Annotated in this window: 20 protein-coding genes; 16 read left to right on the plus strand and 4 right to left on the minus strand. The window is 45.5% G+C overall.

Annotated features, from left to right (window positions below; genetic code table 11):
* The first annotated feature begins 36 nt into the window (after positions 1 to 36).
* The 3 genes from cls (M1D94_RS02025) to M1D94_RS02035 all read left to right on the plus strand — a co-directional run bounded on the left by cls (M1D94_RS02025) (position 37) and on the right by M1D94_RS02035 (position 3,889).
* On the plus strand, positions 37 to 1,539 hold the full coding sequence (gene cls / locus M1D94_RS02025; protein ID WP_038829823.1) for a cardiolipin synthase: 1,503 nt from the start codon (positions 37 to 39) through the stop codon (positions 1,537 to 1,539).
* 88 nt (positions 1,540 to 1,627) lie between these two features.
* On the plus strand, positions 1,628 to 3,355 hold the full coding sequence (locus M1D94_RS02030) for an ABC transporter ATP-binding protein (RefSeq protein WP_424934894.1): 1,728 nt from the start codon (positions 1,628 to 1,630) through the stop codon (positions 3,353 to 3,355).
* Positions 3,356 to 3,364: 9 nt separating this feature from the next.
* The gene (locus M1D94_RS02035; protein WP_014481206.1) at positions 3,365 to 3,889 is read left to right on the plus strand and encodes a dihydrofolate reductase family protein; all 525 of its coding nucleotides are present in this window, start codon (positions 3,365 to 3,367) and stop codon (positions 3,887 to 3,889) included.
* 41 nt (positions 3,890 to 3,930) lie between these two features.
* Here the strand turns inward: M1D94_RS02035 and M1D94_RS02040 are convergent, their stop codons facing one another.
* The 3 genes from M1D94_RS02040 to cls (M1D94_RS02050) form a co-directional block, all read right to left on the minus strand.
* The gene (locus M1D94_RS02040; protein WP_003227597.1) at positions 3,931 to 4,203 is read right to left on the minus strand and encodes a hypothetical protein; all 273 of its coding nucleotides are present in this window, start codon (positions 4,201 to 4,203) and stop codon (positions 3,931 to 3,933) included.
* A gap of 80 nt (positions 4,204 to 4,283) precedes the next feature.
* The gene (gene uvsE / locus M1D94_RS02045; protein ID WP_124059346.1) at positions 4,284 to 5,246 is read right to left on the minus strand and encodes a UV DNA damage repair endonuclease UvsE; all 963 of its coding nucleotides are present in this window, start codon (positions 5,244 to 5,246) and stop codon (positions 4,284 to 4,286) included.
* 12 nt (positions 5,247 to 5,258) lie between these two features.
* Positions 5,259 to 6,455 carry a cardiolipin synthase gene (gene cls, locus M1D94_RS02050; RefSeq protein WP_187001944.1) on the minus strand — a complete coding sequence of 399 codons (1,197 nt, stop codon included), beginning with the start codon at positions 6,453 to 6,455 and terminating at the stop codon, positions 5,259 to 5,261.
* A 154-nt stretch (positions 6,456 to 6,609) separates the two neighbouring features.
* On the opposite strand from cls (M1D94_RS02050), the gene M1D94_RS02055 reads away from it, so the two are divergent.
* From M1D94_RS02055 to pyrG, 4 genes are all read left to right on the plus strand, one after another.
* Entirely contained in the window at positions 6,610 to 8,727 is a 2,118-nt protein-coding gene (locus tag M1D94_RS02055; protein WP_072173777.1) for a heterodisulfide reductase-related iron-sulfur binding cluster, read from the plus strand.
* Positions 8,724 to 9,863 carry an acyl-CoA dehydrogenase AcdA gene (acdA, locus tag M1D94_RS02060; protein WP_072175620.1) on the plus strand — a complete coding sequence of 380 codons (1,140 nt, stop codon included), beginning with the start codon at positions 8,724 to 8,726 and terminating at the stop codon, positions 9,861 to 9,863. The genes M1D94_RS02055 and acdA overlap by 4 nt, the downstream gene beginning before the upstream one ends.
* Positions 9,864 to 10,045: 182 nt before the next feature.
* Positions 10,046 to 10,567, plus strand: a complete 522-nt coding sequence (rpoE, locus tag M1D94_RS02065; protein ID WP_003227609.1) for a DNA-directed RNA polymerase subunit delta — start codon at positions 10,046 to 10,048, stop codon at positions 10,565 to 10,567.
* Between the two features lie 241 nt (positions 10,568 to 10,808).
* Complete coding sequence (pyrG, locus tag M1D94_RS02070) at positions 10,809 to 12,416, plus strand: glutamine hydrolyzing CTP synthase (RefSeq protein WP_003227612.1); 1,608 nt, start codon at positions 10,809 to 10,811, stop codon at positions 12,414 to 12,416.
* Positions 12,417 to 12,497: 81 nt separating this feature from the next.
* Here the strand turns inward: pyrG and M1D94_RS02075 are convergent, their stop codons facing one another.
* Positions 12,498 to 13,019, minus strand: coding sequence for a DUF2529 domain-containing protein (locus tag M1D94_RS02075; RefSeq protein WP_032727050.1), 522 nt, complete (start codon positions 13,017 to 13,019; stop codon positions 12,498 to 12,500).
* Positions 13,020 to 13,184: 165 nt separating this feature from the next.
* Here M1D94_RS02075 and spo0F point away from each other — a divergent pair, with 165 nt between their 5' ends.
* From spo0F to M1D94_RS02120, 9 genes are all read left to right on the plus strand, one after another.
* Positions 13,185 to 13,559, plus strand: coding sequence for a sporulation initiation phosphotransferase Spo0F (gene spo0F, locus M1D94_RS02080; RefSeq protein WP_003227621.1), 375 nt, complete (start codon positions 13,185 to 13,187; stop codon positions 13,557 to 13,559).
* A gap of 180 nt (positions 13,560 to 13,739) precedes the next feature.
* Positions 13,740 to 14,597: a class II fructose-bisphosphate aldolase gene (locus tag M1D94_RS02085; RefSeq protein WP_003243339.1), complete on the plus strand. Its 858-nt coding sequence runs from the start codon at positions 13,740 to 13,742 to the stop codon at positions 14,595 to 14,597.
* A 119-nt stretch (positions 14,598 to 14,716) separates the two neighbouring features.
* Positions 14,717 to 15,355, plus strand: a complete 639-nt coding sequence (gene fsa / locus M1D94_RS02090; protein ID WP_003227626.1) for a fructose-6-phosphate aldolase — start codon at positions 14,717 to 14,719, stop codon at positions 15,353 to 15,355.
* 378 nt (positions 15,356 to 15,733) lie between these two features.
* Positions 15,734 to 17,023, plus strand: coding sequence for a UDP-N-acetylglucosamine 1-carboxyvinyltransferase (locus M1D94_RS02095; RefSeq protein WP_003227628.1), 1,290 nt, complete (start codon positions 15,734 to 15,736; stop codon positions 17,021 to 17,023).
* 30 nt (positions 17,024 to 17,053) lie between these two features.
* Entirely contained in the window at positions 17,054 to 18,019 is a 966-nt protein-coding gene (glpX, locus tag M1D94_RS02100; RefSeq protein ID WP_003242962.1) for a class II fructose-bisphosphatase, read from the plus strand.
* Positions 18,020 to 18,233: 214 nt separating this feature from the next.
* The gene (locus M1D94_RS02105) at positions 18,234 to 18,395 is read left to right on the plus strand and encodes a hypothetical protein (protein ID WP_003227632.1); all 162 of its coding nucleotides are present in this window, start codon (positions 18,234 to 18,236) and stop codon (positions 18,393 to 18,395) included.
* A 30-nt stretch (positions 18,396 to 18,425) separates the two neighbouring features.
* Complete coding sequence (gene rho / locus M1D94_RS02110; RefSeq protein ID WP_003221939.1) at positions 18,426 to 19,709, plus strand: transcription termination factor Rho; 1,284 nt, start codon at positions 18,426 to 18,428, stop codon at positions 19,707 to 19,709.
* Between the two features lie 118 nt (positions 19,710 to 19,827).
* Entirely contained in the window at positions 19,828 to 20,028 is a 201-nt protein-coding gene (gene rpmE, locus M1D94_RS02115; RefSeq protein ID WP_003151132.1) for a 50S ribosomal protein L31, read from the plus strand.
* Positions 20,029 to 20,116: 88 nt separating this feature from the next.
* Positions 20,117 to 20,704, plus strand: a complete 588-nt coding sequence (locus M1D94_RS02120) for a thymidine kinase (protein ID WP_014478269.1) — start codon at positions 20,117 to 20,119, stop codon at positions 20,702 to 20,704.
* Positions 20,705 to 20,845: the final 141 nt, after the last annotated feature.

A 20,845-nucleotide genomic window follows, 5' to 3' on the forward strand; every position in this document is an offset into this window, starting at 1 on the left:
TACAGAGGTAATTGAATCAGATTGGAGAGAATCAGGATGCTGAAAAGGAGACTGGAATTTTTCTTTTTATATATGATGCTCATCGGGGCATATGTCATTTGGTTTTTTCCGGTTTCCAGGCTTGAGTTTTACGGAGGATTGCTTTGCTATATAAGCATTATTTTGTTCAGCATCTATTCATTAATTCTTGAAAACCGCACCTCGCAGCACACGCTGCTATGGATCCATATTCTTGTCTTTTTTCCAATCGCCGGCTACGTGTTTTATCTGTTTTCGGGACAGCTTTATGTAAAGGGAAAGCTGTTTAAGACAAAACGAATGTACAACAGGGAAAAGCTCAGGAAGCTGTTTGACAAGGAGGAAACGCCCGAAGTGACAGGGCTGAAGGACAATCAAGAGAGGTTCTTTACATATTCCATCAGGGCTGCCCATATGAATATCAATACGAAAAGCAACATCAAAGTGCTGAAAAACGGCGAAGAAACCTTCCCGGACATTTTCAAAGCGATGAGAAAAGCGGAATCTTACATACATATTGAATACTACATGTTTAAATCAGACATGCTCGGACGCGGCATGATGGACATTATGATGGAGAAAGCGCGCCAGGGTGTCGAGGTGAGGTTTTTATACGATGCGGCAGGAAGCATGAAGCTGGCAAGAAGAGATATTATGAGAATGAAACAAGCGGGGGTGGACATCGTCCCGTTTTCTCCGCTGAAATACGGGTTTTTCAACCAGAAGCTGAATTTCAGAAATCACCGGAAAATCGTGATCATCGATGGGAAAACCGGTTTTGTGGGCGGATTAAATGTTGGAAAGGAATATATCAGCAGAGATCCGTACATCGGATTTTGGAGAGATACACACCTGCGGCTTGAGGGGGAAATTGTGCAAACGCTCCACGCTATCTTTATGCTGGATTGGGAATACGTCTCCAATGAAGTGCTAATTGATCAAGAGGAGTACAATACCCCGGTTCCCGTGGAAGGAGGAGGCATTTATCAAATTGTCGCGACAGGCCCTGACATGAAGGAAAGCATGAGCGACCTTTATTATGAAATGATTTCTTCAGCGCAGAAATCAATATGGATCGCCACGCCCTATTTTGTCCCCAATGAATCCATTCGCACGGCGCTAAAAGCAGCGGCGACAAAGGGGGTAGAGGTAAGGGTTATGGTGCCGGAGAAGAACGACAGCTTTTTGACCCAATACGCGTCGAGGTCCTATTTCCCGGAGCTGCTTCTTGAGGGCATTGAAGTGTACTCCTACCAAAAAGGCTTCATGCATCAAAAAGTCATGATCATTGATGGTGATCTCGCCTCCGTCGGCACCGCGAATATGGACATGCGCAGCTTTCAGCTCAACTTTGAAGTGAATGTGTTCTTCACGGATGCCGAAGCGATCCGAACCCTTGAGACCCATTTTGAAGAGGATATGCAGGAAAGTGAAAAGCTCAGCCCTGTCGGCTTTTATAAAAGAGGCGTGGCTGACCGGACAAAAGAGTCATTTGCCCGCTTGTTTTCAGGTGTTCTGTAAGAAAAAAGAAATCTGATCTTTCAAAACAGCCCGTGTATAGTATAATTGAGAAATATTATCAGTTATTTATACATTGGGGGAAGATAGGGTGCTGCGGCAATTTTTTTCATATTATAAACCATATAAAACGTTGTTCTTTCTCGACTTTTTCTCAGCGATCGCGGGAGGTTTAATGGAGCTGAGTTTTCCTTTGATCGTCAATTATTTTATTGATACCTTGCTGCCGGGCAGGGACTGGGGGCTGATCATCGCGACCTCAATCGGGTTATTTGCGGTGTACGCGCTCAGCTCGGCTCTTCAGTATATCGTGACCTACTGGGGACACATGCTTGGTATCAATATTGAGACTGATATGAGAAAGTCGCTTTTTGACCATTTGCAAAAGCTCTCGTTCAAATTTTACGACAACAACAAGACGGGAACGCTGATGTCGAAGCTCACGAACGATTTAATGTATATCGGTGAAGTCGCTCATCACGGACCGGAAGACTTATTCATTGCGGTCATGACCATTCTCGGGGCGTTCGGAGTGATGCTGTTTATTAACTGGCAGCTTGCTTTATTAACGTTTATCATTATGCCGATCGTCATTTGGCTAGCGCTTTATTTCAACAAAAAAATGACCAAAGCATTTACCACGCTGAACAAGGATATCGGAGACTTCAGCGCGCGTGTAGAAAATAACATCGGCGGCATCCGGCTTGTGCAGGCGTTCGGAAATGAAGCGTTTGAAAAAGAACGTTTCGCCGTCAATAACCAGCGTTTCCGTGCCACAAAGCTTTCTTCCTACAAAATCATGGCGAAAAACGGTTCAATCAGCTATATGCTGACCCGGTTTGTCACGCTGTTTGTCCTTTTGTGCGGGACGTGGTTTGTCATTCGCGGCTCCTTATCGTACGGGGAATTTGTGGCGTTTGTGCTCCTGACAAATGTGCTGTTCAGGCCTATTGACAAAATTAATGCCATTATCGAAATGTATCCGAGGGGGATCGCGGGTTTCAAAAGCTATATGGAGCTCATGGAGACAGAGCCGGACATTCAGGATTCACCTGATGCGAAAGATGTTTCCGGCCTGAAGGGCAATATCCGCTATAAACATGTTTCGTTTGGCTATGATGGCCATCACAATGTCCTCAATGACATCAACCTATCCATTCAAGCGGGGGAAACGGTGGCGTTCGTCGGTCCGTCAGGTGCGGGGAAATCAACGCTTTGCAGTCTGCTTCCGCGTTTTTATGAAGCATCGGAGGGCTACATTACGATTGACGGGATCAGTATAAAAGACATGACGCTTTCTTCGTTGCGCGGGCAGATTGGCGTCGTGCAGCAGGACGTTTTCTTATTCTCGGGCACGCTTAGAGAAAATATCGCCTACGGCCGACTAGGCGCATCAGAAGAAGACATTTGGCAAGCTGTGAAGCAGGCGCATCTGGAAGAGCTCGTCCATAACATGCCCGATGGGTTGGATACTATGATTGGCGAACGCGGCGTGAAGCTTTCCGGCGGGCAAAAACAGCGTCTGTCAATTGCAAGGATGTTCTTGAAAAATCCGTCGATCTTGATTCTCGACGAAGCCACCTCAGCCCTTGATACAGAGACGGAAGCGGCGATCCAAAAGGCGCTTCAAGAGTTGTCTGAGGGGCGCACGACGCTTGTCATCGCCCACAGGCTGGCGACGATCAAAGACGCGGACAGAATTGTAGTCGTCACAAACAACGGTATTGAAGAACAAGGCTGTCATCAAGACCTGATCGAAGCCGGAGGCCTATACAGCAGGCTGCATCAAGCGCAATTCGGGCAAATTGTGCAGCGATAGGAGGAGAACATGGAAAGAAAAACTGTGCTGTACATTGCTGTTTCATTGGATGGGATGATCGCAAAAGAAGATGGAAGCATCGATTGGCTGGATGAATTTGAAGGTGAAGGTGACAACGGCTACAGTGATTTTTATCAGACTGTTGATACAGTCATTCTAGGGCGGGGCACATATGAGCACGTTAAAGTGCTAACACCGGTTTTCCCATATCAGGATAAAACCTGCTATGTTTTTACAGGATCGCCCGACAGTTATCAAGATGAACATGTGACGTTTATCAATGAGGGAGCCAGAGCCTTCACTGCCCGTTTGAAACAGGAAAAAGGCTCAAACATCTGGATAGCTGGCGGGGCAGAGCTTGTGAATGACTTTATGAAAGAAGATGCCATCGACGAATTCATCATCACTGTTATTCCCGTCGTTTTAGGAAGCGGCATCCCGCTGTTTCACGAACTAACAAATGAAACAAAACTGCGGTTAAAAGGGACAAAACAATTTGGACAAGCGGTTCAGCTCCATTATGTAAGAGCTTAAGAAAAAGGATAGACAGATGTCTATCCTTTTTTGTATGTAAGTTAGAGCGCTTCTCTCTCAGCAGGCTCGATGAGATTTTGGAATTTTTCAATGAGCTGTGATGCTTTTGTTCCTTCAACTACGATCAAATATTCCTTTTCATTATGAGCCATGCGGAATGTTTCAAGCTCAATTAAGCTTTTGATTTTGCACATCGTTTTCTTTGAATAAATATAAACCTCGTGGCTTCCGGAATGGCACATTTTATAAAGATGAATCAAATTTCTTAAAGTAAAGGCCTGTGCGGCTACTTTCAGAGACTTGATATTTTTCATGATCTTTCTCCTCCATCGATTGTTGTCTTATATAGCCTAAGTTCCCAAAGCTGACAAGTCGTAAACCTATTTTTGCACATTTATGATTTCCATTGCAGCGCACCGCCCCCGATGCGTTTGACACCGCGGATGGAGCTTAATTCATCCATCAAGCGGAGAAGCGCCTTGTCTTTCTGCTTTGCTTCAATCATGAAATCAATATTCGTTCCCCATTGCCTAAAGCGTTCCAACAGCGGCAGCAAAAAGTTGGCGTCAACATAATCGGCATGGCTGCGTATCGCTTGCTCCGATTTTGGGGAAGACAAGTGAACCTTTGGCTGAAGGCCGATCCGCTCCCACGTTTTGATCATGCGGGGCAGTGCTACATTCAGGTCGGCGTGATCGTCTGGATTGGCGTAAAAATGATGAAAGTCAAAGACAAACGGAACATCCTCCTGCTCACAGACCTGAAGCGTTTCTTCCGTTGTATATGTTTTATCATCATTTTCAAGTGTCATCCGCTCTTTGATCTCCTGCGGCAGCTGTTTTATATTTTGATGAAATTGTGCAGTGGCGGTGTCTTTATTTCCGTAAGCGCCGCCAATATGAATGTTGATAACGGAGCGATCAGCAATGCCCATGGCCTCAAGCATGCGGTAGTGATAGGCCATATCGGTTACCGCATTTTTTGTGACGGATTCCTTCGTGCTCGTAAACAGAGTGAATTGATTTGGATGAAAGCTTGTTCGCAGTTGATGCGTTTTAACAAGCTCTCCAATCTCCCGAAACTCTTTTTGAAACGGTGTTACAAAATCCCACATCACGTCGGGATGCGTAGCCAGCGGCACAATCGAACTGGAAAAACGGTACAAAGGAATGCCGTGGCCGATGATATAGTGAAGGGTTCTCATCGTATTGCGCAAATTGGCTTTTGTCACAGTCAGAAGCGCTTCTTTTCTTTCAGTCTTTGAAAGCTTTGAATAACGCGCGAATGTCAATGTTTTAGCGGGAGACGCATCCCAAAGGCTCATCGCATTTGAAACGAACCCGAATCTGAAAATCATAGGAACTCTCCTTTATAAGAAATAAGATAATGCCCTGCCGAGCCATTCCGCCGGGCGCTGCCTGAATGTGCGCTTGCTGAAATCCTCCATGGTCAGCCGCTCCGACTTTTTCATATCCTCCTCAATCGTGGCATAGACTTCACTTGTAAACGCTTCGTCATCAATTTCGACATTCACCTCTTCATTTAAAAACAGGCTTCGTTTATCGAAGTTGGCTGTTCCGATTATGCTGAGATGGTCGTCTATGATGAGGGCTTTTACATGATAAAACCCTTGATAATAACGATAAATAAGACAGCCGGCATCCAAAAGCTCCGAATAATACGTAAAAGCTGCTTCTCGTACCAGCGGATGGTCTGATTTCATCGGTACAATGATTCTCACGGATACGCCGTTTTTTCTTGCGTTAATAAGGGCCTCTTGAAGCGGTTTTGATGGAATGTAATAAGGCGTGCAAACCGTAAGGCGATTCTTCGCTTGGGCAATGTTGGCCAAGTATGTGTTTTCAAGGGAATAACCGTCAGTCGCATATATCTTGTGAGAAATAGTCCCTTGCTGAAGCTTTGGCCAAACATCCGAACCCAGTTCGATTCCGGTATTTCGTTTTAGATCAGAAGCAAAAAGCGTTTGAAGATCATGTACGCCTTCTCCCATCATGCGCAGATGATAATCCTCCCAATTGCCGAACTTCGCCTTCTTTCCAAGATATTCTTCGGCGATGTTAAACCCGCCGATATAACCGATTTTTCCGTCTATCACCGTAATCTTCCGGTGATTCCGTTTTTGCATGTGAAAAAAGAAAAAAGGAAAACGGGGACGATTCATCACATGGACATGGACGCCGGCATTTTTCATCGTCTGCAGCGCCGTTTTTTTAATTGCCCGGCAGCCCGCCCAATCCAGAAGCAAATAAACGGAGACGCCAGCTTGGGCTTTTGTTTTCAGCAAGGTATACATATTGTGGCTGACCTCATCATTTTTCATAATAAAAAACATCATGTGAACAGAAGAGGCGGCCTGGCGAATATCATTCATCATCCGCTCAACGAGATCAGCGCCGCAGTGGATCAATTCGATGTCACTCTTCTTTTTTGAAAAAACAGGCTCGTACGCCTTTTTTCTGTATCCGGCACGGCCCATGAAGATATCAAGCAGAATCAAGGCAAAGAAAATAACGACAATGATCATAATCACGATAAATACCTTCATACCGGCACTCCTTTCCGTAGTAAAGGTAGTGTGCCCGAACAGCAGGAATTTAATTATTGACTGAACACTCATTCATTATTTATCATAAAGATAATCTTATACAGATTCGGGGGTAGGGGATCGCGGTCTTTATCAGTAAAAAGGGGGAATTGGAATGAGCGGCTTTCTCATCGCAAATGCATTATTATTTCTGATTGTAACCGCTTACGCTGTCTATTTGTTTGTGTACTTGGTCAAAACGAGACTGGCCTACATCAAGCTCGGCCAGAAAGAACAATTTGATCAACGGTTCAAGGAACGGCTTCACGCCATATGGGTGAATGTATTCGGACAGAAAAAACTGCTCAAGGACAAGAAAAGCGGAATCATTCACGTCATGTTTTTCTACGGATTTATATTGGTTCAGTTCGGAGCAATTGACTTTATCATCAAAGGACTGGCTCCCGGCCGGAATCTGCCGCTTGGCCCTGTCTATCCCGCCTTCACCTTTTTTCAGGAAATTGTTACGTTTCTCATTTTAATTGCTGTTGGGTGGGCATTCTACAGACGTTATATCGAAAAGCTCGTGAGGCTGAAACGCGGTTTCAAAGCCGGACTCGTTCTCATTTTTATCGGAGGATTAATGCTGACCGTTCTGCTTGGGAACGGGATGAATCTGATTTGGCATGAGCATGGGCTTTCTTGGAGCGAGCCAATTGCCTCAGGTATTGCGTTTATGCTTAGCGGTGTCGGGAAAACAGGCGCGGCGGTGATTTTCTATATCGCTTGGTGGATCCATCTTCTGTTCTTGCTTAGCTTTTTAGTGTACGTGCCTCAGTCGAAGCATGCCCATTTAATCGCCGGCCCGGCAAACGTCTTTTTCAATCGAATGGAATCTGCCGGAAAACTTGAAAAAATTGATTTTACCGACGAAACGAAAGAAAGCTACGGAGCGGGAAAAATTGAGGATTTCAGACAGTCTCAGCTGCTTGATCTATATGCGTGTGTCGAGTGCGGCCGCTGTACCAATATGTGTCCTGCAACAGGCACCGGAAAAATGCTTTCTCCGATGGACTTGATTTTGCGTCTCAGAGACCATCTCACGGAAAAAGGCGCTGCCGTCACCTCGCGCTCCCCATGGGTGCCCGCAGCAGCGTTTCGGCATACGAGAGGCAATCAGCTGGCTGCGGCGTCAGCGGGCAGCGGATCGCAGGAAGCCGCAGCGGCGCTTGATTACAATCCAAGCTTGATCGGCGACGTCATCACAGAGGAAGAAATTTGGGCATGCACCACTTGCCGGAACTGTGAGGATCAATGCCCGGTCATGAATGAGCACGTGGATAAAATCATCGATCTCCGCCGCTACCTCGTACTGACAGAAGGAAAAATGGACAGTGACGCCCAGCGCGCAATGACAAGTATTGAGCGGCAGGGGAATCCGTGGGGACTCAACCGCAAGGAACGTGAAAATTGGCGTGACGAGGCGCCGGATGCTGAGATTCCGACTGTAAAAGAAATGAAAAAAGAAGGAAAAGAATTTGAGTACCTTTTCTGGGTAGGCTCCATGGGGTCTTACGACAACAGAAGCCAGAAAATCGCAATTTCCTTTGCCAAGCTGCTCAATCACGCGGGCGTGTCCTTCGCGATCCTCGGCAATAAAGAAAAAAATTCAGGAGACACGCCGCGCCGCCTCGGAAATGAATTTTTGTTCCAAGAGCTGGCTGAGAAGAATATTTCTGAATTTGAAAAAAATGATGTCAAAAAAATCGTTACGATCGATCCCCATGCATACAATTTATTTAAAAACGAATATCCGGATTTCGGATTTGAAGGCGAGGTTTATCATCATACAGAAGTGCTGGCCGAGCTTGTGAAAAACGGAAAATTAAGACCGCAGCACCCGCTTCATGAGACGATTACCTTCCATGATTCGTGCTATTTGGGCCGGTACAATGAAGTCTATGATCCGCCGAGAGAGATTTTGAAAGCCATTCCGGGCGTGCAGCTTGTTGAAATGGAGAGAAACCGGGAAACCGGCATGTGCTGCGGAGCCGGCGGGGGATTAATGTGGATGGAGGAAGAAACAGGCAACAGGATTAACGTCGCCAGGACAGAGCAAGCGCTCGCAGTCAACCCATCGGTGATCAGTTCTGGCTGTCCGTATTGTCTCACAATGCTTGGGGACGGCACAAAGGCGAAGGAAGCCGAAGACCAAGTCAAAACGTACGACGTCGTCGAGCTTCTGGCTCAATCCGTTTTAGGCGCTGATCTGAAAATGGGGGAGAAGCAATGAATTTTTCATTATCAGAAGAACATGAGATGATAAGAAAATTGGTGCGCGATTTTGCGAAGCATGAGGTGGCCCCGACAGCAGCAGAACGGGACGAACAAGAACGCTTCGATCGCGAGCTGTTTCGGGAAATGGCAAATCTGGGGCTGACGGGAATTCCGTGGCCTGAAGATTACGGCGGAATCGGAAGTGACTATTTAGCCTATGTCATCGCGGTGGAGGAGCTGTCAAAAGTGTGCGCCTCCACCGGTGTGACGCTTTCCGCCCATATCTCTCTTTGCAGCTGGCCGCTGTTTGCCTTTGGGACAGAGGAACAGAAGACAGAGTACTTAACACAGCTGGCCCTCGGAGAGAAAATCGGCGCATTCGCTTTGACCGAAGCAGGGTCTGGCTCTGACGCCGGCAGCATGAAAACAACTGCTGAACGAATCGGCGATGACTATGTGTTAAATGGTTCCAAAGTGTTTATCACAAACGGCGGCGTTGCTGATATTTACATTGTTTTTGCCGTCACCGATCCCGAGAAAAAGAAAAGAGGCATTACCGCTTTTATAGTAGAAAAGGATTTTGAAGGATTTTTTACAGGCAAGAAAGAAAAGAAGCTGGGCATCCGTTCTTCACCGACAACGGAAATCATGTTCGAAGATTGTGTGGTGCCCGCATCAAAGCGTCTCGGAGAAGAAGGAGAAGGCTTCAAAATCGCGATGAAGACGCTTGACGGAGGCAGAAACGGCATAGCTGCACAAGCCGTAGGCATCGCCCAAGGAGCGCTTGATGCGGCGCTTCAATATGCAAAAGAGCGAAAGCAATTCGGAAAATCGATCGCCGAGCAGCAGGGCATCGCTTTTAAACTCGCGGATATGGCGACAATGATAGAAGCTTCAAGGCTATTGACCTATCAGGCTGCGTGGTTAGAATCATCGGGCCTTCCATATGGAAAAGCTTCCGCCATGTCCAAACTGATGGCTGGGGATACGGCGATGAAGGTAACGACCGAAGCCGTGCAGATTTTCGGCGGCTACGGCTATACAAAAGATTATCCGGTAGAACGCTATATGCGTGATGCAAAAATCACGCAAATCTATGAAGGCACTCAAGAAATTCAAAGACTGGTCATCTCCAGAATGCTCGCGGATTAACGGAAAACATCTCTCAGTCGGATCACTCTTGTAAAATTATTTAAATTAACGCTGTTAAGGGTAGCATATTCTGTTTTATTTTGTTTATAATGAGAGGTATGGTTTGTATAAGAACGATACAAAATCGCTTTCATTATTGATAAAACAGATACATATAAGTAATAGAAAGGGAGTGTCCGACCTTGGGTATCAAACAATATTCACAGGAAGAGCTAAAGGAAATGGCTTTAGTTGAAATCGCTCACGAATTATTTGAAGAACATAAAAAACCAGTTCCTTTTCAGGAGCTTTTAAATGAAATCGCATCTTTGCTCGGCGTGAAAAAAGAAGAGCTTGGAGACCGCATCGCTCAATTTTATACAGATTTAAACATTGACGGCCGCTTCCTGGCGCTTTCTGACCAGACGTGGGGGCTTCGCAGCTGGTATCCGTATGATCAGCTTGATGAAGAAACTCAGCCGACAGTCAAGGCGAAAAAGAAAAAAGCGAAGAAAGCAGTCGAAGAAGATCTTGATCTTGACGAGTTTGAAGAGATCGACGAAGACGACCTTGATTTGGATGAAGTTGAGGAAGAACTCGATCTTGAAGCCGACGATTTTGACGATGAAGATCTTGATGAAGACGACGATGATCTTGAGATCGAAGAAGATATTATTGATGAAGATGATGAAGACTATGATGATGAAGAAGAGGAAATTAAATAGTATCAGATTTCATCTTCAAAACGATCTTGACTTTCATAGTCGAACTATGTAGTATGTATTTTGGGCTCTTCAAAAACGAAGAGAGAACATAGTACGTTATGCTCCCTTTCAAGAAATTGAAAGGGAGCTTTCTTATTTTCACCCCTCATTTTTCTTATAAATCATTTAAAAGGCTAAATGATTTTTTATAAAATAGTACATTTTAAAAATGTAGCTAAGAGCGAAGAGAGGAGCAAACGAAATGACGAAATATATTTTTGTAACCGGGGGAGTTGTATCCTCACTTGGAAAGGGTATTGTAGCAGCTTCATTAGGGCGTTTGCTGAAAAACCGCGGACTGAACGTGACGATTCAGAAATTCGATCCATACATCAACGTTGACCCAGGAACAATGAGCCCGTACCAACACGGTGAAGTATTCGTAACGGATGACGGCGCTGAAACAGACTTGGACCTTGGTCACTATGAGCGTTTTATCGACATTAACCTGAATAAATTCAGCAACGTGACAACAGGTAAAATCTATTCAACAGTTCTTAAAAAAGAACGCCGCGGAGATTACCTTGGCGGAACCGTACAGGTCATTCCGCACATCACAAACGAATTGAAAGACCGTGTTTACCGCGCAGGGAAAGAGACAAACGCAGATGTTGTCATTACAGAAATCGGCGGTACTGTCGGAGACATCGAATCACTGCCATTCCTTGAAGCGATCCGCCAAATGAAGAGCGACATCGGCCGTGAAAACGTAATGTACATCCACTGTACGCTCGTACCTTACATTAAAGCTGCTGGCGAATTAAAAACAAAACCGACACAGCACAGCGTAAAAGAATTGCGCAGCTTGGGCATTCAGCCAAACATCATCGTCGTTCGTACAGAAATGCCGATTTCTCAAGATATGAAAGATAAAATCGCGCTTTTCTGCGACATCGATACAAAAGCGGTTATTGAATGTGAAGATGCGGACAACCTTTACTCCATTCCGTTGGAGCTTCAAAAACAAGGGCTTGATAAGCTTGTTTGCGAGCACATGAAATTGGCATGCAAAGAAGCGGAAATGTCCGAATGGAAAGAGCTTGTTAACAAAGTCAGCAATCTGTCTCAAACGATTACAATCGGCCTTGTCGGCAAATACGTTGAGCTTCCTGACGCATACATTTCTGTTGTCGAGTCTCTCCGCCATGCGGGCTATGCGTTTGACACAGATGTAAAAGTGAAATGGATCAACGCGGAAGAAGTGACAGAAAACAATATCGCAGAACTCACAAGCGGAACAGACGGCATCATTGTGCCGGGCGGATTCGGAGACCGCGGTGTTGAAGGTAAAATCGTCGCGACAAAATACGCGCGCGAAAACAACATTCCGTTCTTGGGCATTTGCTTGGGCATGCAGGTGGCGTCTATTGAATACGCACGAAACGTATTGGGCTTAAAAGGTGCCCACTCAGCGGAAATTGATCCGTCAACTCAATACCCGATCATTGATCTTCTTCCTGAACAAAAGGATGTGGAGGATCTCGGGGGAACGCTTCGTCTAGGCCTTTACCCTTGTAAGCTTGAAGAAGGCACGAAAGCCTTTGAAGTGTATCAGGATGAAGTGGTGTACGAGCGCCACCGCCACCGCTATGAGTTTAACAATGAATTCAGACAGCAAATGGAAGAGCAAGGCTTCGTATTCTCAGGCACAAGCCCTGATGGACGCCTTGTTGAAATCATCGAGCTGAAAGACCACCCTTGGTTCGTGGCTTCTCAGTTCCACCCAGAGTTCAAGTCAAGACCGACAAGACCTCAGCCTCTATTCAAAGGCTTTATCGGAGCGTCTGTCGAAGCTGCAAATCAGAAGTAATAAAAAAGACTTGCCGTTTGTCAAAAGCGGGCAAGTCTTTTTTATTTGTTTCCGGCAAGTTCCAGCATGTACAATAAGATATTATGCATACTCTTGCAGAATTTCTTTTAGTGTAAACGATAAAGCGTGATAGACATACAGTGCTGTCATTAAAGAGGGAAACCCGTAACGGGTGCCGTCTTCATCCGGAACAAGCGGCATTTTTAATTTAGAATCAATATGCACATCACAATACTGTTCTATTCCCGCACTGTCTTTGGCTGCGGGCGATACGCATACGACTCCCGCACCTTTTTCATAAAGCTCTTTTGCGAGCGCCTGTTCTTCGGCTGTGCCCGTCCCTGAGCAAAACATCAGCACCCTGTCGCTTTCTGTCACTTCCTCAGCGCTTTCTGGAAAGGCTTTGACAGATGGGAAGGGTTCTTTGCTTTCAGTGGCCTCAAAAAAGATGCCCTGCAGCTCATTTGCTCCGTATAAATAAATGGAATGCCCGCTGATCACCGCTTGAGCAAGCAGCCGCGCCCCATCTTCAATCGCGTCAGATTCCTTATCCTGAATGCGGGAAAAAATACCTGTTAACTGCGTCGTGAATATTTTCAACATAAGTGAATCCTCCTTTATAACGTACAATATCAGTATACAACAAAAGAGAAAATGCTCAGAAAATGTCGTAAAGTAGACTATTATAATTAAAGGAAATAGGAAAATCAAACAGAATACATACAATACTGCTTACTTTTGACGAAAATCATAATATTGGGGTGTAAAATGATGAATGAAAAAATTTTAATCGTTGATGATCAATACGGCATTCGTATTTTGCTAAATGAAGTGTTCAATAAAGAAGGCTACCAGACGTTTCAGGCTGCGAACGGCCTGCAGGCGCTTGACATTGTGACAAAAGAACGGCCCGACCTTGTGCTTTTGGACATGAAAATTCCCGGCATGGACGGAATCGAAATCTTAAAACGGATGAAGGTCATTGACGAAAACATCCGGGTCATTATCATGACGGCATACGGAGAGCTCGACATGATCCAGGAATCGAAGGAATTGGGCGCTCTGACGCACTTTGCCAAGCCGTTTGACATCGACGAAATCAGAGACGCCGTCAAAAAATATCTGCCCCTGAAGTCTAACTGACAAAAAGAAGAAACAAATGAATCATGTCATTATGTTGCCGATTTGTCGAAAAGTTGGTATCCTAGTTATGGAGAAAAAGCGATCTGAGTATTTACATATGACAGCAATATATGGGTCATGCTAGGGTGGAAAGCTTTTTTCGCTAGAAGACAATCAGGCTACATAAGGAGGACATTCGACATGCCTTTAGTTTCTATGACGGAAATGTTGAATACAGCTAAAGAAAAAGGGTACGCTGTAGGACAATTTAACTTAAACAACCTTGAGTTTACTCAAGCGATTTTACAAGCAGCTGAAGAAGAAAAATCTCCAGTGATCCTTGGTGTTTCCGAAGGTGCGGGACGCTACATGGGCGGCTTCAAAACAGTCGTTGCTATGGTAAAAGCACTTATGGAAGAGTACAAAGTGACAGTTCCTGTTGCGATTCACTTAGACCATGGTTCAAGCTTTGAATCTTGTGCGAAAGCGATTCATGCAGGTTTCACATCTGTAATGATCGACGCTTCTCACCATCCATTTGAAGAAAACGTAGCAACAACTGCTAAAGTTGTTGAGCTTGCTCATTTCCACGGAGTATCTGTAGAAGCTGAGCTTGGAACAGTAGGCGGACAAGAAGATGACGTTATCGCTGAAGGCGTAATCTACGCTGATCCTAAAGAGTGCCAAGAGCTTGTTGAGCGCACTGGCATCGACTGCCTTGCACCTGCATTAGGTTCTGTTCACGGCCCTTACAAAGGTGAGCCAAACCTTGGCTTCAAAGAAATGGAAGAGATTGGAAAATCAACTGGTCTTCCGCTAGTTCTTCACGGCGGTACTGGAATTCCGACTGCTGACATCAAAAAATCAATTTCACTTGGTACAGCTAAAATCAACGTGAATACTGAAAACCAAATTTCTTCTGCAAAAGCTGTTCGCGAAACATTGGCAGCTAAGCCTGACGAGTACGATCCACGTAAATACCTTGGACCAGCTCGTGAAGCGATCAAAGAAACAGTTATCGGTAAAATGCGTGAATTTGGTTCTTCAAACCAAGCTTAATTCAATTGGAACTTTTTATAGCCGCCTGACAGCTTGACAGGCGGTTTTCCGTCTATCTTTAGAAAGCGCAATCATATTCACAGTTCAGAAAATTTCTTAATCAGGGAGGCTTTTTGAAAATGTTATTCTTTGTTGATACAGCCAATATCGATGAAATTAGAGAAGCGAATGAATTAGGAATTCTCGCCGGTGTAACGACGAATCCTAGTTTAGTAGCAAAGGAAGCTAACGTATCATTCCACGACCGTCTTCGCGAGATCACAGACGTCGTGAAAGGGTCTGTAAGCGCAGAGGTTATTTCTTTGAAAGCTGAGGAAATGATCGAGGAAGGAAAAGAACTGGCGAAGATCGCTCCGAACATTACGGTGAAAATCCCAATGACGTCTGACGGTTTAAAAGCGGTAAGAGCACTTACTGACTTAGGCATCAAAACAAACGTTACATTGATCTTCAATGCCAACCAGGCGCTTCTTGCTGCCAGAGCGGGGGCAACATATGTATCTCCATTCCTGGGACGTTTAGATGACATCGGCCACAACGGGCTTGACCTGATTTCAGAAGTTAAACAGATTTTTGACATTCACGGCCTTGACACGCAAATCATTGCAGCGTCAATCCGCCATCCGCAGCACGTGACAGAAGCTGCTCTTAGAGGGGCTCATATCGGCACAATGCCGCTGAAAGTCATTCATGCGCTCACGAAGCACCCATTAACAGACAAAGGAATCGAACAATTCCTGGCAGACTGGAACAAATAATGAAAGGGGCGGCAAACAGCTTTATGCCTGTTTGCCGCGGCCTTTGTATTTCACCGACCTGATACAGCGGATCTTCAGATGCTGACGCCGCTTTACAGAGAAGGAATCATTGGGCTGCAGAAGCTGATATCGGAATGAAGGGTATGCGTACTGCTTTTGCCGGATGACGACGATGTCTCTCGAGCCGGCGGGTCTCTGTGCATCTTTTGAAACCTGTACCCCCCAAAGCTTCGCTATTTTCTTCCTGATATTTTACAATGTGTTGTATTCTTTCTCTTCGAATTGGCTAGATTTTGGACATGAGCTTTATTTGCAGAGACAGAATAAAATGACATTTTATTTAGCTCCGCAGCTATCTTCTTATGGAAGGAGACTATCATGGAAAAGTTGAATATTGCCGGCGGTGACTCGTTAAACGGTACAGTACATATCAGCGGCGCTAAAAACAGCGCTGTTGCGTTAATACCTGCAACCATTTTGGCAAATTCCGAGGTGACAATTGAAGGGCTTCCAGAGATTTCAGATATTGAAACGCTGCGTGACCTGTTAAAGGAAATCGGCGGCAACGTGCATTTTGAGAATGGGGAAATGGTTGTTGACCCTACGTCGATGATCAGCATGCCGCTTCCTAACGGGAAAGTAAAAAAGCTTCGCGCGTCATATTATTTAATGGGGGCGATGCTCGGCCGCTTCAAGCAGGCGGTCATTGGATTGCCTGGCGGCTGTCACTTAGGGCCCCGTCCGATTGATCAGCATATCAAAGGCTTTGAAGCACTCGGAGCTGAAGTAACCAATGAACAAGGCGCCATTTATTTGCGAGCTGAAAGGCTGAGAGGCGCAAGGATTTATTTAGATGTCGTAAGCGTTGGGGCAACGATTAACATTATGCTTGCCGCTGTTTTGGCAGAAGGGAAAACGATCATCGAAAACGCTGCCAAGGAGCCTGAGATCATTGACGTCGCGACATTGCTTACTAGCATGGGCGCCAAAATCAAAGGTGCGGGCACCAATGTGATTCGAATCGACGGCGTGAAGGAGCTGCACGGCTGCAAGCATACGATCATTCCGGACAGAATTGAAGCCGGGACATTTATGATTGCAGGGGCTGCAATGGGCAAGGAAGTCATTATCGATAATGTCATTCCCACTCATCTTGAGTCGTTAACGGCAAAGCTGAGAGAAATGGGCTATCATATCGAAACAAGTGACGACCAGCTCCTCATTGTCGGCGGGCAGAAGAACTTAAAGCCGGTTGACGTCAAAACCCTCGTATACCCGGGGTTTCCGACTGATTTACAGCAGCCGATGACGGCGCTCCTGACAAGGGCGAAAGGGACGAGTGTCGTCACAGACACCATCTACTCGGCAAGATTCAAGCACATTGATGAGCTGAGACGAATGGGTGCCAATATGAAAGTAGAAGGCAGATCTGCCATCATCACAGGTCCTGTCGAGCTTCAAGGCGCAAAAGTGAAGGCGAGTGATCTGCGTGCCGGAGCCTGCTTGGTGGTAGCCGGACTAATGGCTGATGGCGTCACGGAAATTACGGGACTGGAGCATATTGACCGCGGATACAGCAGCCTTGAGAAGAAGCTTGAGGGGCTTGGAGCGACAATTTGGCGTGAAAGAATGACTGACGAAGAAATAGAACAGCTTCAAAATTCATAATGGTTTCTTGTGAGAGGAGATCGTGTTGAAATGGAAAGAAGTTTATCAATGGAATTGGTACGTGTAACCGAGGCTGCGGCATTGGCATCAGCAAGATGGATGGGCCGGGGAAAAAAAGATGAGGCTGATGAAGCAGCAACAAGTGCAATGAGAGACGTTTTTGATACAGTGCCGATGAAAGGGACCGTTGTAATCGGTGAAGGGGAAATGGACGAAGCGCCGATGCTGTATATCGGGGAAAAACTCGGAAACGGGTACGGCCCTCGCGTTGATGTCGCAGTTGACCCTCTTGAAGGCACAAACATCTTAGCAAGCGGCGGCTGGAACGCGCTGACGGTTATCGCTGTCGCAGACCACGGCACGCTTCTGAATGCTCCTGACATGTATATGCAAAAAATCGCAGTCGGTCCCGAAGCGGTGGGCTGCATTGACATCGAAGCACCTGTCATTGACAACCTTAAAGCGGTGGCAAAAGCGAAAAACAAGGACGTTGAGGACGTCGTTGCCACAATTTTAAACCGTGAAAGACACGCAAAAATCATTTCCGAGCTTCGTGAGGCCGGCGCCAGAATCAAATTGATCAATGACGGCGATGTCGCAGGCGCCATCAACACGGCTTTCGACCACACGGGCGTTGATATCCTGTTCGGATCAGGCGGCGCTCCCGAGGGTGTGCTTTCCGCTGTTGCGCTAAAAGCACTCGGCGGAGAAATCATTGGTAAACTTCTTCCGCAAAGCGAAGAAGAAATCACTCGCTGTCACAAAATGGGCCTTGATTTAAGCAAAGTCCTTCGCATGGAAGACCTTGTGAAGGGTGATGACGCGATTTTTGCAGCTACAGGGGTTACTGACGGCGAGCTGTTAAAAGGAGTTCAATTCAAAGGCTCTGTCGGTACAACTGAAAGCTTAGTTATCCGTGCAAAATCCGGCACTGTTCGTTTCGTTGACGGCAGACACAGCTTGAAAAAGAAACCAAATCTTGTAATCCGTCCATAACAAACAGAAAAAGCGGGTGTGAGCCCGCTTTAACTTTTGCAGAAAAGCGTCAACTCTATCAATTCCGTGTCAAAACCTTATTTCAGTTGAATAATTTTTTGAAATAAGGTAAAAATAAAGAGTGCTGCGAATTTTTCTGCGTAATACCTTCTTTTAAGCACTAGGAAAGTTTCAATTTCTACCGCATACAGACGATATAAGTATTGATCTTCTCATGTTTTTGTCCTCGCTTCCTTCAAAACTCATTAAGACAATCCTTTTAACAAAAGCGCCGATCATGGGTGGAAGTGTTACCGATAGAAGTTCCTTTATGTTAAAAAAAGAATGTGCTTTGGCGGATGTTGTGCAAAAGCAGCAGATGACATGTTCAGAGTAAGATATTGACTATGAAAAGCGTGGTGTTTTTATGAAAGACGTATCTATTTCCTCTTTGGAAAATATGAAATTGAAAGAGCTTTATGAACTTGCAAGACATTATAAAATCTCCTATTACAGTAAACTGACAAAAAAAGAACTCATTTTCGCCATTCTGAAAGCGAATGCAGAACAGGAAGATCTGCTGTTTATGGAAGGCGTTCTTGAGATCATCCAGTCTGAAGGTTTCGGCTTCCTGAGACCGATCAACTACTCACCAAGCTCAGAAGACATTTACATCTCAGCTTCACAAATCCGCCGTTTCGATTTGCGGAACGGAGACAAAGTATCTGGCAAGGTTCGCCCGCCAAAAGAAAATGAGCGTTACTATGGACTTTTGCACGTTGAAGCAGTAAATGGGGATGATCCCGAATCTGCAAAAGAGCGTGTGCATTTCCCGGCTCTTACGCCCCTTTATCCGGATCGTCAAATGGTGCTTGAAACAAAGCCGAACTTCTTGTCTACAAGAATTATGGACATGATGGCGCCGGTTGGATTTGGGCAGCGCGGATTGATTGTTGCGCCGCCGAAAGCCGGAAAAACGATGCTGCTGAAGGAAATTGCCAACAGCATTACAGCGAACCAGCCTGAAGCAGAGCTGATCGTGCTTTTAATTGACGAAAGACCTGAGGAAGTAACCGATATCGAGCGCTCTGTAGCTGGGGATGTCGTCAGCTCAACGTTTGATGAAGTGCCGGAAAACCATATCAAAGTGGCCGAGCTTGTGCTTGAACGTGCGATGCGTCTCGTGGAACACAAAAAAGACGTCATTATCCTGATGGACAGCATCACACGGCTTGCCCGCGCCTACAACTTAGTGATTCCGCCAAGTGGAAGAACGCTTTCCGGGGGGATTGACCCAGCGGCGTTCCACCGTCCGAAACGCTTCTTTGGGGCTGCGAGAAATATCGAAGAGGGCGGCAGCTTAACCATCCTTGCTACGGCTCTGGTTGATACAGGTTCACGTATGGATGATGTCATTTATGAAGAATTCAAGGGAACAGGCAACATGGAGCTCCATCTTGACCGCTCTCTTGCCGAGCGCCGCATCTTCCCTGCCATCGATATCCGCCGTTCAGGAACGCGCAAAGAAGAGCTGCTTGTGCCTAAAGAGCATCTTGATCGTTTATGGTCTATCCGCAAAACGATGTCTGATTCACCTGATTTCGCAGAAAAGTTCATGAGAAAAATGAAAAAAACCAAAACAAACCAGGAATTTTTCGATATTCTCAATCAAGAATGGAAACAGGCAAATCTATCATCTGCAAGAAGGTAAATTGTATTTGCAAAAGAAGTAAATCACTGATATAATTTTCTCATATGCGTTTCGGACAATGCTCCGAAATAATAACTCTGTTTCCACACGGGATTCAGGGCGGAAGGAGATGGATACAATGAAAGCAGGAATTCATCCTAATTTCAAAAAAGCAACAGTTAAATGCGCTTGCGGAAATGAATTTGAAACAGGCTCAGTAAAAGAAGAGGTACGCGTTGAGATTTGCTCTGAATGCCACCCATTCTACACTGGCCGTCAAAAATTCGCTTCTGCTGATGGTCGTGTTGATCGCTTTAACAAAAAATACGGTCTTAAGTAATAATAGATTTCTCAACAGGCAAGCAGCAGTCTTGCCTGTTTTTTATATTGTCTAAAACACAGCTGGCAGAGAGAGGGGAGCGAAGCCTATGTACATAATGAAACAAAGCGGGTGGCTTGAGCTGATTTGCGGCAGCATGTTCTCGGGGAAATCTGAAGAGCTGATCAGAAGAGTGAAGAGAGCAACTTATGCCAAGCAGGAAGTCAGGGTATTTAAGCCTGTAATTGATAACCGATACAGCGAAGCTGCTGTTGTCTCCCATAATGGAACATCGATGACGAGCTATGCCATTTCGTCTGCTGCGGACATTTGGGATCACATCAGTGAAAGTACAGATGTGATTGCGGTTGATGAAGTGCAGTTTTTTGATCAGGAAATTGTTGAGGTTTTATCATCTCTTGCCGATAAAGGCTACCGTGTGATAGCAGCAGGCCTTGATATGGATTTTAGGGGAGAGCCGTTCGGTGTCGTCCCGAATATCATGGCGATTGCGGAAAGTGTGACAAAGCTGCAAGCCGTCTGTTCTGTTTGTGGATCACCGGCGAGCAGAACCCAGCGCCTCATTGACGGCAAACCTGCTTCTTACGATGATCCGGTCATTTTGGTTGGTGCATCTGAATCATATGAAGCAAGATGCAGACATCATCACGAAGTCCCAGGTAAATCTAAAAAATAGTCCAAAACATGGGTATAAAGATAGAATGCACCGGCTAAAAACACCGGTGTTTTTTTTATATTCTGATAATATTCAATTAAAAAATTTAAATAAGTATATTAAAAAATTAAGTAATTTTCTTCCCTTGAATTTTGATTTTGA

Source organism: Bacillus sp. JZ109 (assembly GCF_053903135.1).

Coding starts and splice junctions, on each gene's coding strand:
- cls (WP_038829823.1), top strand. CDS start 37: ATGCTGAAAAGGAGACTGGAATTTTTCTTTTTATATATGATGCTCATC.
- M1D94_RS02035 (WP_014481206.1), top strand. CDS start 3,365: ATGGAAAGAAAAACTGTGCTGTACATTGCTGTTTCATTGGATGGGATG.
- M1D94_RS02040 (WP_003227597.1), bottom strand. CDS start 4,203: ATGAAAAATATCAAGTCTCTGAAAGTAGCCGCACAGGCCTTTACTTTA.
- uvsE (WP_124059346.1), bottom strand. CDS start 5,246: ATGATTTTCAGATTCGGGTTCGTTTCAAATGCGATGAGCCTTTGGGAT.
- cls (WP_187001944.1), bottom strand. CDS start 6,455: ATGAAGGTATTTATCGTGATTATGATCATTGTCGTTATTTTCTTTGCC.
- M1D94_RS02055 (WP_072173777.1), top strand. CDS start 6,610: ATGAGCGGCTTTCTCATCGCAAATGCATTATTATTTCTGATTGTAACC.
- acdA (WP_072175620.1), top strand. CDS start 8,724: ATGAATTTTTCATTATCAGAAGAACATGAGATGATAAGAAAATTGGTG.
- pyrG (WP_003227612.1), top strand. CDS start 10,809: ATGACGAAATATATTTTTGTAACCGGGGGAGTTGTATCCTCACTTGGA.
- M1D94_RS02075 (WP_032727050.1), bottom strand. CDS start 13,019: ATGTTGAAAATATTCACGACGCAGTTAACAGGTATTTTTTCCCGCATT.
- spo0F (WP_003227621.1), top strand. CDS start 13,185: ATGATGAATGAAAAAATTTTAATCGTTGATGATCAATACGGCATTCGT.
- M1D94_RS02085 (WP_003243339.1), top strand. CDS start 13,740: ATGCCTTTAGTTTCTATGACGGAAATGTTGAATACAGCTAAAGAAAAA.
- fsa (WP_003227626.1), top strand. CDS start 14,717: ATGTTATTCTTTGTTGATACAGCCAATATCGATGAAATTAGAGAAGCG.
- M1D94_RS02095 (WP_003227628.1), top strand. CDS start 15,734: ATGGAAAAGTTGAATATTGCCGGCGGTGACTCGTTAAACGGTACAGTA.
- glpX (WP_003242962.1), top strand. CDS start 17,054: ATGGAAAGAAGTTTATCAATGGAATTGGTACGTGTAACCGAGGCTGCG.
- M1D94_RS02105 (WP_003227632.1), top strand. CDS start 18,234: ATGTTTTTGTCCTCGCTTCCTTCAAAACTCATTAAGACAATCCTTTTA.
- rho (WP_003221939.1), top strand. CDS start 18,426: ATGAAAGACGTATCTATTTCCTCTTTGGAAAATATGAAATTGAAAGAG.
- rpmE (WP_003151132.1), top strand. CDS start 19,828: ATGAAAGCAGGAATTCATCCTAATTTCAAAAAAGCAACAGTTAAATGC.
- M1D94_RS02120 (WP_014478269.1), top strand. CDS start 20,117: ATGTACATAATGAAACAAAGCGGGTGGCTTGAGCTGATTTGCGGCAGC.